General features: G+C 64.6%; 14 protein-coding genes and 1 tRNA gene. 7 read left to right on the top strand and 8 right to left on the bottom strand.

The features are described 5' to 3' along the window. Positions 1-100: 100 nt before the first annotated feature. The 4 genes from H926_RS0120350 to H926_RS0120335 form a co-directional block, all read right to left on the bottom strand. Entirely contained in the window at positions 101-1,324 is a 1,224-nt protein-coding gene (locus tag H926_RS0120350) for an integrase arm-type DNA-binding domain-containing protein (protein ID WP_028658284.1), read from the bottom strand. 166 nt (positions 1,325-1,490) lie between these two features. Then, a tRNA-Thr gene (locus tag H926_RS0120345) sits at positions 1,491-1,566 on the bottom strand. 27 nt (positions 1,567-1,593) lie between these two features. Beyond that, complete coding sequence (locus H926_RS0120340; RefSeq protein WP_022677916.1) at positions 1,594-2,460, bottom strand: hypothetical protein; 867 nt, start codon at positions 2,458-2,460, stop codon at positions 1,594-1,596. Then, on the bottom strand, positions 2,457-3,797 hold the full coding sequence (locus H926_RS0120335) for a replication-associated recombination protein A (RefSeq protein WP_022677915.1): 1,341 nt from the start codon (positions 3,795-3,797) through the stop codon (positions 2,457-2,459). The genes H926_RS0120340 and H926_RS0120335 overlap by 4 nt, the downstream gene beginning before the upstream one ends. 112 nt (positions 3,798-3,909) lie before the next feature. Here H926_RS0120335 and H926_RS29320 point away from each other — a divergent pair, with 112 nt between their 5' ends. The 4 genes from H926_RS29320 to H926_RS29310 all read left to right on the top strand — a co-directional run bounded on the left by H926_RS29320 (position 3,910) and on the right by H926_RS29310 (position 8,163). Next, positions 3,910-4,629: a PadR family transcriptional regulator gene (locus tag H926_RS29320; protein ID WP_022677914.1), complete on the top strand. Its 720-nt coding sequence runs from the start codon at positions 3,910-3,912 to the stop codon at positions 4,627-4,629. A 214-nt stretch (positions 4,630-4,843) separates the two neighbouring features. Continuing rightward, positions 4,844-5,827, top strand: a complete 984-nt coding sequence (locus tag H926_RS0120325) for a glycosyltransferase family 2 protein (protein ID WP_022677913.1) — start codon at positions 4,844-4,846, stop codon at positions 5,825-5,827. A 32-nt stretch (positions 5,828-5,859) separates the two neighbouring features. After that, entirely contained in the window at positions 5,860-6,267 is a 408-nt protein-coding gene (locus H926_RS29315; RefSeq protein ID WP_022677912.1) for a GtrA family protein, read from the top strand. Between the two features lie 291 nt (positions 6,268-6,558). After that, a complete protein-coding gene (locus H926_RS29310; RefSeq protein ID WP_022677911.1) occupies positions 6,559-8,163 on the top strand; it encodes a hypothetical protein in 1,605 nt (534 codons plus the stop codon). 45 nt (positions 8,164-8,208) lie between these two features. Here the strand turns inward: H926_RS29310 and H926_RS0120310 are convergent, their stop codons facing one another. The 3 genes from H926_RS0120310 to typA all read right to left on the bottom strand — a co-directional run bounded on the left by H926_RS0120310 (position 8,209) and on the right by typA (position 11,987). Continuing rightward, on the bottom strand, positions 8,209-9,375 hold the full coding sequence (locus H926_RS0120310) for a glycosyltransferase family 1 protein (protein ID WP_022677910.1): 1,167 nt from the start codon (positions 9,373-9,375) through the stop codon (positions 8,209-8,211). A 200-nt stretch (positions 9,376-9,575) separates the two neighbouring features. Continuing rightward, complete coding sequence (locus H926_RS29305) at positions 9,576-9,950, bottom strand: hypothetical protein (protein ID WP_022677909.1); 375 nt, start codon at positions 9,948-9,950, stop codon at positions 9,576-9,578. Positions 9,951-10,145: 195 nt separating this feature from the next. Continuing rightward, entirely contained in the window at positions 10,146-11,987 is a 1,842-nt protein-coding gene (gene typA / locus H926_RS0120300; RefSeq protein ID WP_022677908.1) for a translational GTPase TypA, read from the bottom strand. A gap of 350 nt (positions 11,988-12,337) precedes the next feature. On the opposite strand from typA, the gene H926_RS0120295 reads away from it, so the two are divergent. The 3 genes from H926_RS0120295 to H926_RS0120285 are packed head-to-tail and all read left to right on the top strand — an operon-like array spanning position 12,338 to position 15,995. After that, positions 12,338-15,010 (top strand): TonB-dependent receptor, encoded by a 2,673-nt coding sequence (locus H926_RS0120295; RefSeq protein ID WP_022677907.1) that lies wholly within the window; start codon positions 12,338-12,340, stop codon positions 15,008-15,010. Between the two features lie 59 nt (positions 15,011-15,069). Continuing rightward, positions 15,070-15,558, top strand: a complete 489-nt coding sequence (locus H926_RS0120290; protein WP_022677906.1) for a DUF805 domain-containing protein — start codon at positions 15,070-15,072, stop codon at positions 15,556-15,558. A 20-nt stretch (positions 15,559-15,578) separates the two neighbouring features. Continuing rightward, the gene (locus H926_RS0120285) at positions 15,579-15,995 is read left to right on the top strand and encodes a DUF805 domain-containing protein (protein WP_022677905.1); all 417 of its coding nucleotides are present in this window, start codon (positions 15,579-15,581) and stop codon (positions 15,993-15,995) included. A 267-nt stretch (positions 15,996-16,262) separates the two neighbouring features. Here H926_RS0120285 and H926_RS33730 read toward each other — a convergent pair. After that, positions 16,263-16,808 (bottom strand): FtsX-like permease family protein (locus H926_RS33730; RefSeq protein WP_043610655.1); only part of this gene is annotated, 546 nt, incomplete at its 5' end.

Raw genomic sequence — 16,808 nt, 5'->3', positions numbered from 1 at the left:
CCGCAGAAACCCGCCATTGGAACACCGGAACACCCAGAACACCGATAAAATAAGAGGCCCGCAAAATTTCGACCTTGGGGCGGCTGGCGCGAATCATGGTTCAGCCAGCTTGCCGGGGTGAAAACGGCACGATTTCCGCGCCATCGCGCAAGCGATCGAGATAGTCGCTCCACCACTGGGCCATCGCTACCCGCTCTTCCCAATGCTTGCCGCGATGATAGGCGCCGCGCACTTTGTCGGTATCGCCATGGGCCAGCGCGCGTTCGATGGTGTCGGGATTCCATTTCCCGCTTTCATTCAGAAGCGTTGACGCCATCGCGCGAAAGCCGTGGGCGGTCATTTCATCGGCACCAAAGCCCAGGCGGCGCAGGCCCGCGTTCATGGTGTTTTCCGACATGGGCCGAAGCCGGGTGCGCACCGATGGAAAGACGTGGCCGCTTGGGCCGGTCAGCGTGCGCAGGTCTTGCAGAATGGCCAGCATTTGGCGCGACAAGGGAACGTGGTGTTCCTTGCGCATCTTGGTCTTTTCGGCGGGAATCGTCCAAATGGCGTTGTCGAAGTCGAATTCTTCCCATTGCGCGTGGCGCAGTTCGCCCGGCCTAACGAACGCATGGGGCGCGAATTGCAGGGCGAAGCGCACGATACCCATGCTTTCATAGGCATCGATCGCGCGCAGCAATTCGCCCACGCGCACAGGTTCCAGAATGGCACTGAAATGCGTGACCTTAGGGGCGGAAATCGCGCCGCGCAGATCGCGCGTGGGATCGGATGCCAGTCGCCCGGTGGCCACGGCGTAGCGGAATATCCGGCTAGCCAGTTGCAGCAGCCGATTGGCGGTTTCGTGCTTTCCCTGCTTTTCGAACACGCGCAGCACGGCCAGCACATCGGTGGGGCCTATAGTGGCTATAGGCAGCCGCCCCAGCGCCGGCACCAGGCAGGTAAGGTGATACTCGTTCTTGATCGTGGTGGCTTTCGCCATGCCTTCGCGAATGCGCTTGTCGAGATATTCGCGCCCGATTTCGGCAAAGGTATCGCCAGCGGCCACTTGGGCGCGGTATTTGGCCTGTCGCTTTTCGCGCGCGGGGTCTTTGCCCAGCGCGATTTGTTCGCGGGCTTCATCGCGGCGGCGGCGGGCCTCGGCCAGACTGATTTCGGGGTAGGGGCCAATCGAAAGTTTCTTTTCGCGGCCATCGATGCGGAATTTCAGCCGCCACAGTTTGCCGCCGGCCGGGGTGATCAGCAGATAGAGGCCGCCGCCATCGGCCATCTTGTATTCGCGCGCTTCGGGTTTGGCTTTGCGGATCGCGGTATCGGTCAGCGCCATGCGTGGGGGCCTTTGATTCAGGCGAAGCGGCAAGGCCCCTCAAAAGGCCCCCGATTCGTGGTGGCTTTCCACGCACGCGGGTGAACGCCCATGGATTGCATGGGGCGAAATATGGCTGATTTCTGGGGTTTTTCAAGGCTTGGGCGAACGTCTGTGGTTCGCAAAATGGTGCCGGCTAGAGGAATCGAACCCCTGACCCCCTGGTTACAAAGCAGGTGCTCTACCAACTGAGCTAAGCCGGCATCGGTGCGTGGGTTTCGCGCATAGCCTCAAGTGGCCCCGAACGTCCAGCCCTCGGTGCGGGCAATTTCGGGGGTGAGGGCGGCGGGGTGCCACAGGGCGGGCGTGTGCGCCACGGTGCGCAGCCACGCGGCGGTGATCAGGGCGTCGCTCTGGTGATCGTCGATCGCGCCGGCGTGGCCAAAGGGGGCACTGCCCAGCGTGGCGAGGGCGTGGTCGAGGCTGGCGCCGTCGCGGATCTTGGAACGGCTGGCGGGGCGGCCGGCTGCTATGGCGGCGATGGTGGTATAGATTTCGCAGACCACGCTGCCGCGCGCGGGCAGGGGATCGATCGGCCAGACCGCGATCTGTCCACCCAGGCGGTGCAGCACGCGCATGCCCGAGAGGCTGGACTTGCCCACTTGCGCTGCGCCGACCAGGTTGAAATTGCTGTATGGCTTGCAGCCCATCGCCTCTTGCGCGCGCTCGGTCACGCGCAGGCGGCCACGTCCGACCGGAAAGCGATCGCCGCAGCGGCCGCCGTGGCGGCGGAAATGGCGCGAAGGCTCGGTGGCATCGACAAAGCCGTTGACGCCCAGATGCGGCTCGTCCGCGCACAGCGTATCGACCATGGCCCACAGCGTGCGCGCGTCGGCCGGGCTGGCGTCCCAGCCGGGAAAGAACGCGCCGCAATCGGCAAAGGGCAGCGATTGGCCCAGGTCCATGCCCACCAGGCTATCGGGTGGCAGGTGGTGCAGCAGCCAGTCGAGCACCTCTTGCCGCGACCAGCGGTGGCCGGGGCGCACCAGCGCGGGGGCGGCGTCACCGGTTGTGCAGTGGGCGAGAGCGATGCCCTTGTGGCGCTCTCCCGCCGCGCCTGACCAGTCGACCGCCACGAAATGGGCAAAGCGGCTCATTCGTCCTCGATCGGCGTTTCGCCCCGCCGCTCGCGCCGCTTGCGGTCCCACCAGTCCAGCCGCTTGACGATCTCGCGCTCGAACCCGCGCTCGACCGGGCGATAGAATGCCTGGGCAGCCATCTCTTCGGGCCAATAGTCGGCGCCGGAGAAGCCATCGGCGGCATCATGGTCATAGGCATAGCCCTTGCCATAGCCGATGTCCTTCATCAGCTTGGTCGGAGCGTTGAGGATATGCGCCGGCGGGCTGAGCGATCCGGTGTCGCGCGCGGCTTTCCATGCCGCCTTCATCGCGCCGTAGGCGGCGTTGGATTTGGGCGCGGTAGCGCAATAGAGGCAGGCCTGGACGATCGCCAGTTCCCCCTCGGGCGAGCCGAGGAAGGTATAGGCATCCTTGGCGGCCAGGCACTGAGTGAGCGCCTGAGGGTCGGCCAGGCCAATGTCTTCGCTGGCAAAGCGCACCAGGCGGCGCAGCACGTACATCGGGTCTTCGCCCGCCACCAGCATGCGCGCCATCCAATAGAGCGCTGCCTGCGGATCGGACCCGCGCAACGATTTGTGCAGGGCGGAAATGAGATTGTAGTGCCCATCGCGGTCCTTGTCGTACACCGCCATGCGCCGCATCAGAAAGGTAGACAGGCCTTCGGGATCGAGCGGCGCCGGCAGATCGACATCGAGCAGCGTTTCGACCTGGTTGAGCAGGAAGCGCCCATCGCCATCGGCCGAGGCGACCAGCGCCTCGCGCGCGGGTGGCGTGAGCGGCAGGGCAAGGCCGGTTTCCTCTTCCGCGCGGCGCAGCAGCTCTTCCAGCGCGGCGGCGTCGAGGCGGTGCAGGATCAGCACCTGCGCGCGGCTGAGCAGCGCGGCGTTGAGCGCAAAGCTGGGGTTTTCGGTGGTGGCACCGACCAGGGTGATCGTGCCGTTTTCCACCACTGGCAGGAAGCCATCCTGCTGCGCGCGGTTGAAGCGGTGGATCTCGTCCACGAACAGCAGCGTGCGCCGCCCGGCCAGCGCCATGGCTTCGGCCTCGGCAAACAGCTTCTTCAGATCGGCCACGCCCGAAAAGATCGCGCTGATCGCGATGAAGCGCATGCCCACGGCATCGGCCAGCAGGCGCGCGATCGAGGTCTTGCCAGTGCCCGGCGGCCCCCACAGGATCATCGACGAGAGCTTGCCGGCGGCAACCATGCGGCCGATCGCGCCTTCCGCGCCGGTGAGGTGGCCCTGGCCGATCACCTGGTCGAGCGCGCGCGGGCGTAGCCGATCGGCCAGCGGGCCGTGGTCAAGCGGCTGGGATCGCGGGGTTTCCTGGGGTGGCGGGGCAAACAGATCGGCCATGCAGCACCGAGATAGGGCCTGCGCGCGAAAATTTCTCGAAAAATTTTGCCCGGGGTCTTGCGCAGATGCTATTACGATATATCTTAGCTGCATCGTGATGAAAGGAATAACGATGCGATTTGATAGTGAACGCCCTGCACGGGGCAAGTTCGGTGGCTGGCGCGGAAGCGCTGGCGAAGGCCATGGTGGCCACTGTGGCGGCGGCCGGTTCGGCGAGCGCATGGCGCGCAAGTTTGCCGGCCGCTTTGACGACGAAGGTGGTCCTTTCGGTGGAGGCCCCTTTGATGGAGGCCCCTTCGGCGGCGGCCCGTTTGGTGGCGGTCGGGGCGGGCGCGGCGGCGGCGGGCCGTTCGGCCGTGGCCGGGGTGGCCGTGGGCGCATGTTCGCCGCTGGCGAATTGCGCCTCTTGCTGCTGAGCCTGGTGGCCGAGCAGGACCGCCACGGCTATGAGCTGATCAAGGCCGTGGAAGACCTGACCGGCGGGCAATATGCCCCGAGCCCGGGCGTGGTCTATCCCACCCTGGCCTTGCTGGTGGACGAAGGCCTGATTGCGGAAGCAGCGGGCGAAGGCACGCGCAAGGCGTTCACCGCGACCGAAGCGGGCCGCGCCGAACTGGCCGGCAAGACCGAGGAACTCAAGGTCATCGTCGATCGGCTGACCAGCTTGGCCCAGGCCGGCGCCCGCGAGGCCAGCCCGCCGGTGCGCCGCGCCTTTGCCAACCTGGCGTTGGCGTTGCGGCAACGCGTGGCGGGCGGTTCGTTCGACAACGACACGGCGCTCGCGGTGGCCGATATCCTGGATGAGGCCGCGCGCAAGATCGAGCGGCTGTGACAGGCGCCCTGCCGCCCGTGACACGGTATTGTGCGCTGCGCACCTGGTGCGGCAATCACACCGCGTGGCGGCAGGGCGGGCCTTCTTCACGGTGCAGCACCTGCAATTGACAGCCATACGGCGTTACCGTAGATTGCATGGCAATTACTAGTAACGTGGTGTTATCTTGGAAATAGATGTAAATCATGTAAAGGCGGCCGTCAATGCTTCACCTATGGATGAAGCATTGGGTCTTTCAGTGGTTATTCCATGTTACAACGAAGAAGCGGTAATAGACATTCTTATCGCCCGCGTTACGTCTGTTTGCGATGCAGAATTTCCTGGTAATTACGAAATCGTACTGGTCAATGATGGATCTCGTGATGCAACCTGGGCGGCTATTTGCCGTCATTCCATGGCGCGACCAGAAATCGTCGGGGTCGATCTGGCGCGAAACCATGGTCACCAGCTGGCGTTGACGGCGGGGCTCACCATCGCGCGTGGCGGACTGGTACTGGTGATCGACGCCGATCTGCAAGATCCGCCCGAACTGCTGCCGCAAATGGCCGCGCAGATTTGTGCAGGCTATGATGTGGTCTATGGCTTGCGCAAGACGCGCGCCGGCGAAACCGCGTTCAAGAAATGGAGCGCGGCGCTGTTCTACCGCCTGCTTGGCCGCATGGTTGATATCTCCATTCCGCAGGATACCGGTGATTTCCGTCTGATGACGCGCCGCGTGGTCGACCAACTCAATGCCATGCCGGAACGCTATCGCTTCATCCGTGGCATGGTTGCCTGGGTGGGGTTCAAGCAGATCGGCTTTCCCTATGAGCGGGACGCCCGCTTTGCCGGGGAAACGCACTATCCGTTCTCCAAGATGCTTTCGCTCGCGTTCGATGGCGTGACCGGGTTTTCCACCGTGCCGCTGCGCCTCGCCTCGCACCTTGGCATGCTGTTCGGCGTGGGCGGGCTTGCCATGCTGATATGGGTGATCGGGCGCTATTTCGCCCATGGCACGGTAACCGGCTGGGCCAGCACCATCACCATCATTCTCGTGCTGGGATCGGCCCAGTTGATGATGCTGGGCGTGATGGGCGAATACATGGGACGGATGTACATGGAGAGCAAAAAGCGCCCCCTGTTCATTATCCGCGATGTGATCACCACCCGGGACGCCAACGCCATCACCGCGCCGCCGCCGCTCTCATCGGCTGAATAAAGGCATAGCCCTTGCGGAACGGAAAAATCGATATGGCCACCATCGCGCTGCTGGCGCGGTTTGTCGTCTCCGGGTTGATCAACACGGCGGTGGGTACCGGCATTATCATGCTGTGCCTGCATTTTGGGATGACGGACTATCCGGCCAATGCCTGCGGCTATGGCGTCGGGTTTGTCGTCTCGTATTTTCTGCAGCGCAAATTCACCTTTGCCGTCAAACAGCGCGCATCGTGGAACGAGGTGTACCGCTTTGCCCTGGCGGTTTCGGTGTCGTATGGCGTCAATTTGGTAATCCTGACAGTGGGCCGCCACGCCGGCTATGCCGGGCAGCCGCTGCTCCATCTCACAGGTATGATCGGCTATTCCGTCACCTTTTTCCTGATTTCACGCTTTGTCGTGTTTGTTGACCGTCCGGCGAAGCCAGCGCCGGGTCAGCGCTGAAAGTCTGCCGATTGATCATGGCAAGTCTGTCGATCCGGCGCGGCGCTAACGCTTTTGCGTTGAACACTGATCCACAAACTACAGGGCAGTCTACGCCATTGCATGATCCAAGCGCCGGCATTGCCCTTCTATTCGCACGACACCCCCGGCCGCCGATGCTGCGGATTCTCCTCAGCCGGTTGCACAAACCGTCGCGGCGCGCCAATGGCGGTGATGTGGCGACGCGCGCCGTAATCGTTCCTTGCGGGCGACACGGCGGCGGTTGCGGTGCAGGGGGCAAGAAGCGAAACGATGACGATGCGGGCCCACGATCCTGCCCAGGATGCTGTTGCCGTTAAACCGGGCGCTACGCCGCCACAGTGGCTGCGATCGCGCTGGCTGTGGTGGGTGGTGGCGGTGCTGGCCGCCCTGCCGCTGATTCTGCCGCCGGTGGCGCCGCTCACCGATCTGGGGGGCCACCTTGGCCGCTATGCCGTGCAGGTCGATCATGGCCGCTCGGCAGACCTGGCACAGTGGTATGGCTTTCGCTGGAATCTCATTCCCAACCTGGGCGTGGATATCCTGGTGGAATGGCTGGCCCCGCTGTTGGGGCTGGAGCCGGCACTGCGCGTGATCGTGGCGACCATTCCGGTGTTGCAGGTGCTGGGCATCTTGTTGCTGTGCAAGGCGGTCCATGGCCGGATCACGCCGCTGGCGCTGTTCGCCCTGCCGCTCGCCTATTGCTATCCATTGCATTTCGGCTTCCTCAATTTCGTGCTGGGACAGGCGCTCTCCACCCTGGCGCTGGCGTTGTGGATCGCCCTGGGGGAGCGGGGCAGGTGGCAGCGCGGCTGGCTATTGGCGCGCTGGCTCGTGTTCGTGCCGATCGCCTGTGGGCTGTGGACCTGCCATTTGGTGGCGTGGGCGCTCTTTTGCGTGTTTGCTGGCATGTGCGAACTCGCACCCCATGTGCAGGGGCAAAAGCCCGATTGGCGCGGGTTGGTCCGGGTGGCCATCGCGGTCAGTTGCCTGCTGACGCCGCAAGTGCTGCGTATGGTCTGGGCGCTGCCAGCCAGCGGCCATGGCGCCACCCGTGATTTCTTCCTCCCCGAACTCAAGCTGCTCTACCCGCTGATGCCGCTGCGTGATCGCTGGCTGGTGTGGGACGTGGCCGCAGCGGCCGTGCTGCTGGCACTTGCGGTCTGGGCGATGATGCGCCGCGTGCCGGATACCGATGAACGCGATCCCCGCATTGGGCTGCGCCTGGGCGTGTTGGCGCTGGCGATCGTCTATCTTGCCATGCCAGGCACGATCTTCGGATCGAGCATGGCTGACATGCGCTTGGTGCCGTTCATGCTGATGATCGCGCTGGTGGCGGCAAGGCCGCTCTATCGCCAGCATGGCTGGCTGTCCTACCACCGCCTGGCATGGCTGGGCGCCGGCTTTGCGCTGGCGCGCCTGCTCGGCAACGTGCTCAGCCTGTGGCTGACGGGTCAGGCCATGGCGGCCGATCTGGCGGCGCTTGACAGCGTGCCGTATGGCGCCCGCGTCGCCTCGCTGGTGGTGGAAGAATGCGTCGTGTCGATCCTGCCGTGGCAGCGCGAAAGACGCACCCATCTGGGCGGCTATGCGATCGCGCGCCGCCACGCCTTTTCCAACGAGCAGTGGGTGATCCCTGGCGGGCAACTGTTGCAGGTGCATGCCCCGCAGGCTGGTGTGTTTGGCACCGACGAATCCCAGCTGGTCAAGCCCGATGACTGCGCCAAGCCCAACACGATCAGCCGGCGCCTGGCGCAGCTGCCGCGCGCGGCGTTCGATTACATCTGGATCATCGATACGGCTGCCGTGCGTCCGGTGGCCGGCGCGATGCCGGTGCGGCGCACGCCCGGCAGCGTGCTCTATCGCATCGTGCGCTGAACGCGCGATGCTCTATGGCATTGTGCGCTGAACGCGCACTGGCGGCTATTTGCGTGTGCGCTTCTGCCGCACCAGGCGAACATAGGTATCGGCCACAGCCTGGTTGATGCGGTCCCAGCTGAATTCCTGGGCGCGCAGTTCGCCCGCCGCGCCATGCTGCGCACGCAGCTGCGGATTTTCCACGTAGGCGCGCAGCGCTTCGGCAAACTGATGCACCGCGCCCGGCGTGATCAGGCGGCCGGAGACATGATCGTCGACCAGGCTCTGGCTGCCGGTGGCGGCAGACGCCACCACGGGCAGGGCGCAGGCCATCGCCTCGAGCGTGACATTGCCGAACGTCTCGGTGACGGAAGGGAAAAACAACACGTCCATGCTGGCCACGCCCCGGCCCAGATCCGCGCCAGACAGGAAGCCGGCGAATACCGCGTCGGGCAGGCGGGTTTCCAGCCATTCGCGCGCCGGACCTTCGCCGATCACCAGCACGCGGAACTTGGCGCCGCGTCGCTTCAATTCGTCGATCGCGTCGGAAAAGACGTCGAGCCCCTTTTCCATCACCAGGCGGCTGAAAATGCCGATCACCACATCGTCATCGGCCAGGCCCAGCGATCGGCGCCATTCCATGCTGCGCCGTTCTGGAGTGAAGATCTCGCGATCGACCCCGCGTGACCAGATGCCGATGTCATAGTTCATGCGCTGCTCGCGCAGCACCTGGGCCATGGATTCCGACGGGGCAACCAGCGCGTCGCAGCGGCGATAGAACCGGCGCAGCATGGCTTCGATCACCGGTTCCAGCCAGGCCATGTTGTAATAGCGGAAATAGGTTTCGAACCGGGTGTGCACCGAGGCCAGCACCGGCAGGCTGCGCCGGCGCGCCCAGGTGACCACGCGGTGGGCGGCAACATCGGGCGACGAGACATGGACGACATGCGGATCGAACGCGACCAGATCGCGGCGCACCCGGCCCGACAGCGCGATCGGCACGCGATATTCGCCGCGGCCCGGCACGGCCAGGGCAGGAATGCCGATCAGCGTGCCGGTGGGCTCGAACGCCGGATTTTCCACCTTGGGCGAATAGACCCGCACTTGTGCACCCTGGCGCATAAGATGCCCGACCAGGCGATTGAGTGCCTGGTTGGCGCCATCGCGTACATAGTTGTAGTTGCCGCTGAACAGCGCGATGCGCAGCCCGTCGAGCCGGCCAGTGGCCGTCATGGTACGAAGATCAAGTGCCTGAGGATCAGGTGTGGTCTGGTTCACGGGGTGGGAACTCGTCATGGCGGCGCCATAGCGGGCGCGGGCCGGGATGGCGAGAGGCCGGCGCGACAAATGCCAAGGCGCCAAATGGCAACGCGCCCGCCGGACTGGTCCGACGGGCGCGCCTGTCAGGGTTTCACGCTATGCTGGCGGCGGGTTTACCAGCCGCGATGCCAGCGCGGATAACCGCCATAACCGTAATAGGCCGGGCCGCTGCGATAGACTTCGCGATAGACATAGGTCCGCGGGGGCGGCGGCGGCGGGGCATAATAGCCGCCATAATAGGCCGGGCCTTCATAGTAATAGCTCGGCGGCGGGGGCGGCGGGGCATAGCCTTCTTCCACCACATAGCCGCGGTGCGGATGGTCCGACGCGATCGCAGCACCCACGGCCAGGCCCAGGATGCCGGCGCCAATCGCCAGACCGGCGCCACCGCCACCACGATGCCAGCCATGGGCCTCTGCCGGGGCGGCAGTGGCCATCACGGTGGCGCCCAGGGCGCCGGCCAGCAGAACCTTGCTCAAAAGCTTCATGGCTCGTCTCCAACCCGCTGCCTTGTCCAAAAGAGCCTCATGCTCGCAGCGGGGTTCGTTGCAGCAACCTTATGCAACACGCGCTGAACCGGCGATGAAACCTTTGTTCAGGCAATGACAGACATGAAAAAAGGCGCCCCGTTGCCGGAGCGCCCCTTTTCGCTGATCATGCCTGGCCCGCAAAGGGCCGCAAAATCAGGCGTTTTCCTTCTTGCGGCTGGCCTTCTTGCGCTCGTTGGGATCAAGGATCGCCTTGCGCAGACGCACCGTCTGGGGGGTCACTTCGACCATTTCATCGTCGTCGATATAAGCGATGGCCTGTTCCAGCGTCATGATGCGCGGGGGGGTGAGGCGAATCGCGTCGTCCTTGCCGGTCGAACGGAAGTTCGTCAGCTGCTTGGACTTCATCGGGTTGACTTCGAGATCGTCGGGCTTGGCGTTTTCGCCGATGATCATGCCTTCATAGACCTTGTCCTGCGGGCGCACGAACAGCACGCCGCGGTCTTCCAGGCTGTTGAGGGCATAGGCCACCGCTTCGCCGGTCGCGTTCGAGATCAGCACGCCGTTCTGGCGGCCTTCGATCGCGCCCTTGTGCGGGCCATACTTTTCGAACAGGCGGTTCATGATCCCGGTGCCGCGCGTGTCGGACAGGAATTCGCCGTGGTAGCCGATCAGGCCGCGCGACGGAGCCGAGAAAGTGATGCGGGTCTTGCCGGCGCCCGAGGGACGCATGTCGGTCAGCTCGGCCTTGCGGCGCTGCATCTTTTCGACGACCGTGCCGGAGAATTCGTCGTCCACGTCGATCAGCACGGTTTCATACGGCTCGGTGCGGCCGTTTTCGTCGGTGCCGAACAGCACGCGCGGGCGGCTGATGCCCAGTTCAAAGCCTTCGCGGCGCATCGTTTCGATCAGCACGCCCAGCTGCAGTTCGCCGCGGCCGGCCACTTCGAAGCTGTCCTTGTCGGCGCTTTCGGTGACGCGGATGGCCACGTTGGTTTCCGCTTCGCGCATCAGGCGGTCGCGGATCATGCGGCTCGTCACCTTGTCGCCTTCGCGGCCGGCAAACGGGCTGTCGTTCACCGAAAAGCGCATCGCCAGCGTCGGCGGATCGATCGGCTGGGCGGCAATCGGGGTCGAGACCGAAGGATCGGCCACGGTGTTGGCCACGGTCGCCTTTTCGAGGCCGGCGAGCGCGATGATGTCACCGGCGCGGGCTTCTTCCACCGGCACGCGTTCCAGGCCACGGAACGAGAGGATCTTCGAGGCGCGGCCCACTTCCAGCACCTTGCCATCGCGATCGATCGCGTGGATTGGCTGGTTGAGCTTGATCGTGCCCGACTGCACGCGGCCGGTCAGCACGCGGCCCATGAAGTTGTCGCGATCGAGCAGGGTGGCGAGGAAGCTGAACGGACCATCGACGTCGAGCGACGGGGCCGGCACGTGGCTGACGATCTTTTCGAACAGCGGCAGCAGGTTGCCTTCGCGCACGGTTTCGTCGTTGCCGGCATAGCCGTTGCGGCCCGAAGCATAGAGCACGGGGAATTCAAGCTGTTCGTCGTTGGCATCGAGGCTGACGAACAGGTCGAACACTTCGTCGAGCACTTCCTGCGGGCGGCCATCGGGACGGTCGATCTTGTTGACCACCACGATCGGCTTGAGGCCGAGGGCCAGCGCCTTGCCGGTGACGAACTTGGTCTGCGGCATCGCGCCTTCCGAGCTGTCGACCAGCAGGATCACGCCATCGACCATCGAGAGGATGCGTTCCACTTCGCCGCCGAAGTCGGCGTGGCCCGGGGTGTCGACGATGTTGATTCGCGTCGTCTCGTTGGTGGCCGGATTGGTCCATTCCACCGAGGTGCACTTGGCCAGAATGGTGATCCCACGTTCCTTTTCCAGGTCGTTGGAATCCATCGCGCGTTCTTCCACGCGCTGGTTGTCGCGGAAGGTGCCGGATTGGCGGAACAGCTGGTCAACCAGCGTGGTCTTGCCGTGGTCGACGTGGGCGATGATCGCAATATTGCGCAAGGGCAGTGACATGAAAGGCTTTCTTCGACAGACCGTAACGTGCGGCCGGGATACTGGAGCTTGCAGCAGGCGCTGTGTCGGGAAGATCCCGTCATCTCGGTTCTGGCCGCACTTGGGCGCGCGCTTACTCGTTATTGTGCGTTGCCACAAGGGCGAGCGGCAAAAGAGCCTGCCGCGATGATGTGGCGCAGGCGCAACAGTACCGCCAAAACGCCGCCAAATCCGGCCGAAATGCCCGGAAATGACACGGATTGCGGTTTATGGCCGAATGTAACCGCGCTAGCAAAAGGACGCGGTGGGGTTGCGCGACACGGGGGGTGTTGCCAGCCGCGCCGTCAACAGGGCGCGCATACCACAAAGACATGCAGGGTCGGGGCGAACACAGCGATGATGCACGGCGGTGCCGGCTTGCGGTAAACCGCAGGCTGTGGCTTGCCAGTGCGCTGCTGCCGCTTGGACTGGCCACCGCGCCCGCTGCCCATGCTGCCGACGATGGCCCGGCCGAAGTAGTCGCAGACGGCGAGGAGGCAGATGGCACTATCGTCGTCACCGCGACCAAGCGTGCGGCCAGCCTGGAAGACGTGCCCGTGGCGGTCAGCGTGGCCAGCGGCGAGGCCATCGCGCGGGCACAGATCCGCGATCTGAAAGACCTGACCAGCCTGGTGCCCTCGCTGTCGATGCAGCAGTTGCAGAGCCCGGCCAACGTCAACATTTACATCCGTGGCTTTGGCAACGGCGCCAACAACAGCGGAATCGAACCCTCGGTCGGGGTATTCGTCGATGGCGTCTATCGCTCGCGCACGGCAGCGCAGATTGCCGATCTGCCCGATGTGGAGCAGGTGGAAGTCTTGCGCGGCCCGCAATCCACGCTGTTCGGCAAGAACGCGTCGGCCGGGGTCATCTCGATCATCACCCGCCTGCCGCAGTTCACGCCCGGCGCGGATCTCGAGGCGAGCTATGGCAACTATAACGCCCAGGTGTTCAAAGGTTTGGTCACTGGTCCCTTGACCGATACCCTGGCGGTGAGCGTGGCCGCCGGGCGCAACCGGCGCGACGGCTTTATCGTCGATCCCGATAGCGGCCAGCGCAGCAACGGCCGCAACCGCTGGTTCGTGCGCGGCCAGGCGCTGTGGCAACCGGGGGACGATCTGTCGCTGCGGGTGATCGGCGATTACGGCCTGATCGACGAGGTGTGCTGCGCGCCGGTCAATGTCCAGTCGTCAGCCGCGACGCAGGCAGTCTTGGCAGTGGGCGGCAAGGTCAACGCGCCCGACGCGATCTATGCCGATCAGGCCTGGTGGAATTTTGATTCGACCAACCGCATCGCCAACTACGGCTTTTCCGGTCAGCTCGACTACAAGGCCAGCCGGTTCAAGCTCACGGCGATTTCGGCCTGGCGGCGGCTGACCTCGGCGACCAACCAGGATTCCGATTTCACCAGCGGTCAGATGCTGGCGCGCAATGCCCAAGACCTGACGCTTTCGACCTTTACCGAGGAACTGCGCCTGGCGACCGACCTGCCCGGGCCGTTCAACGCGCTGGCCGGGGTCTATTACTTCAACGAGACGCTCGACCAGCGCAATGCGATCGCCTTTGGCCGGGATATGCGCGCCTATGCCAACCTGCTGGTGCAGGGGGCGAGTGCTGGCGCGCTCAGCGTGCCGTTGCTGGAGCAGGTGCTGGGCGGACTGGAAGGTGATCCGGCCCGCTATGCCGGCCGCTTCTTTGCCAGCGGGCAGGGTTCCAACGAACGCTATCGCCTGCGTAATGAGGCGTTCTCGGCGTTTTTCCAAGGCGATCTCAAGCTCGGTGGCGCACTCACGCTGACGGCGGGTGCAGCGTTCACCAGCGATACCAAGCGCTATGCGATCGCCGGAACAACCACCGACGCTTTTGCCGGCGTGGACCTTGATGGGCGCGCCTATGCCCCATTCCGGCAGCAGCTGCTGGCCGCCGCCGGTTTTCGCGCGCGTGGCGTCAATCCGCAGAGCCCGGCGGCGATCGCGGCCTTTGCCCAGGCCGATCCCCAGGGCTATGCCGCCGTGTTGGGGCGCGCTGCGGCCAATGCCAACAACCCGGCGGCCAACCCGCTGGCGCCGCTGCGCCGGCTGCAACTGTTCCCGCCCTATGTTGACGTGCCCAATGCGGTGGAACCGGGCCGCACGCATGACCAGCGGCTGACCTGGACAGCACGTGCAACAGTCATGCTCAACCGGCACGTGCACGCCTATGCCAGCGTCGCCACCGGGTTCAAGGCCAGCTCGATCAACCTGTCGCGCGACAGCCGCCCGTTTCCGGCCGACCAGGCCGCGTTGGAGGCCGCCGGCCTGGCCCAGGTCAACCAGACCTATGCCACCCGCTTTGCCGGGCCAGAGCGTACCACCGTCTATGAACTGGGCCTCAAGGCGCAGTGGGGGCTGGCCACGGCCAATATCGCGGTGTTCGATCAGACCATCAGCGGCTTTCAGTCCAACGTCTTTACCGGCATTGGTTTCGCACTGGTCAACGCCGGCAAGGAGCGCGTGCGCGGGGTGGAAGTGGAAACCGTGCTGCGCCCGGCGCCGGGCCTGACGCTTTCGGGCAGCGCGACCTGGCTCGATCCGCTGTACCATGATTTCACGATGTCGGCGGTTGGCGATCTGTCCGGACGGCGGCCGGCCGGCATTCCCGCCCTGTCGTTCACCCTGGCGGGGCAATACGAGCACCGCCTGGGCCGCACCGCGCGCCTGTTCGTGCGGGCGGATTTCCATCATGAAAGCCCGGTGATCACGGAAGAGGGACTGCCCGGTTTCCTTGATCTGGGCACGGCCGCCGCGATCGCCGCGTCGGCGCAATACAAGCGGCGCATCGACGAAGTGAATGCCGCGCTGGGCCTGGCCCCCGGCGCCCGTACCGAATTTACGCTGTGGGCGCGCAACCTGACCAACAACCGCACACTGACCAAAGTTTTCGATTCGGTGGCCCAGCCTCTGGCTATTTCGGGTTACACCAACCAGCCGCGCACCTATGGTGCATCGGTGCGTTATCGCTTCTAACCCGGACGCGAAGCGCAAGACTTGCAAGGGGGCTGCCTGGCGGCCCCCTTTTTCTTGTCATGTCGATATTTTTCTGGCTGTTTGCCCATGGCGACCAACCGGCATCGGCCGGTGAGCGATGGGGGTGTTCGTTCGTGTACTGGCTGATCCTGCCCTACAGGCGCATGTTCGAGTTTCGCGGGCGCTCGCGACGGCGGGAGTTCTTCTCGCTGGTGCTGTCGGGGATCGCAGTGTTCCTGCTTTTCTTCAGCGTGTTCATGCCGGTGCATCTTTGGGACAAAGCCGATGCACCGGAAACAAACCGCGGGGATATCGTTGCCATCTTCGGGATGGCGATCCTGGTGCTGGTCTGGGCGTGGGCGCATATGGCGGTGTGTATTCGCCGCTTTCATGACCAGGACCGCACGGGGTGGCTCTACCTGATCAGCTTCGTGCCTTACGTTGGCGGGCTGATCGTGTTCGTGATTATGTTCCTGCCCGGCACGCCCGGGCCCAACCGCTATGGTGCCGATCCCAAGAACCGCGATCTGACCGACGTGTTTGGCTGAAACCGCCAGGAGAACTGCGCATGAATTGGATGCTGTTGCCCTATCGCCGCTATTTCCAGTTCGCTGGCCGATCGCGCCGCAAGGAATACTGGATGTTCACGCTGTTTGGCCTGCTGGTGAACCTGGCGCTGACCATCGTTTTCGGCCGCACCACCTATACCACGATGGGCTGGTATACCGGGGTCAGCACCCAGCTCAACGGCGTGGGTGATGCCTTGTCGGGGCTGTTCGCGCTGTTCAACTTCATCCCCAGCCTGGCGGTGTCGGTGCGGCGCCTGCACGATATCGATCGTTCGGGCTGGTGGTTTCTGTTGATCTTCCTGCCGATCCTGGGCTGGTTCGCGCTGTTGGTGTTCATGTGCCTGGACGGCACGCGCGGCTCCAACCGCTATGGCTCTGACCCCAAGAACCCCTACGAAGCCGACGTTTTCCAGTAATTATACCAACCTGCACGGTTTCCAACCCATGAGGATTGCGCTCCCCCGTTCGTTGGCGAGGAGCGGCCGCAGCTGCGATGTGGGCGCATCGTTGCAAGGTCGCGACAAAGTCCAACGGACGGGGGAGCGCAACCCTGCGGGCGCCTTCTGGCGACCTTCGGACTGCGTTGCATCCTTGGCATGATGCACCACATCACGCCGGCGGATGCGCCTTGCCGAAGGCCGCCAGAAGGCGTCCTCATGGGTTGGAAACCGTGCAGGTTGGTATTACAATTCCCTGAGTGCTTGGGCGGGCCGCGTGCGCAAGACGCCGAGCGACCCGCCCAGCGCCATCGCCATGACCACGGCCAGCGCGCCGCCGAGCACCGCCAGGATGGTGCCCCAGCCGGGCAGCCAGGCAAAATCGAATAGCTGCGTCACCACCGCCCAGGCGCCTGCGGTGCCGAGCCCCAGCGCGACACCGGCCAGCAGCACGGCCAGCAAAGCCTGTTCGGCCAAGACCAGCACCAGCAACTGGCCCGATCCGGCGCCCAGCACGCGGAGTACCACTGCGTCATAGTGCCGTTGCGCCCGCGCGGCAGCGATGGCGCCGGCCAGCACCGCCATGCCCGCCAGAATCGCCACGCTGGCGGCGGCAAAGATCGCCACGGCCATCTGCCCCAACAGGCTGCGCGCCTGCGCCAGCACCGGGCCCACCTCGATCACCGAGCTGGACGGCAGGGCGCGCACCAGGCCTGACAGGATCGCGCGCGACACGGCCGGATTGCCCTGCGCCTTGCCCAGTTCGATCGTGGCGGCAAGATTGTACGGCGC

The sequence above is a fragment of the Novosphingobium sp. B-7 genome, from assembly GCF_000410615.1.
Taxonomy (GTDB): Bacteria; Pseudomonadota; Alphaproteobacteria; order Sphingomonadales; family Sphingomonadaceae; genus Novosphingobium; species Novosphingobium capsulatum.
Note: the sequence above shows the minus strand (reverse complement) of the source record. Positions and strands in the feature narration are given on the sequence as shown.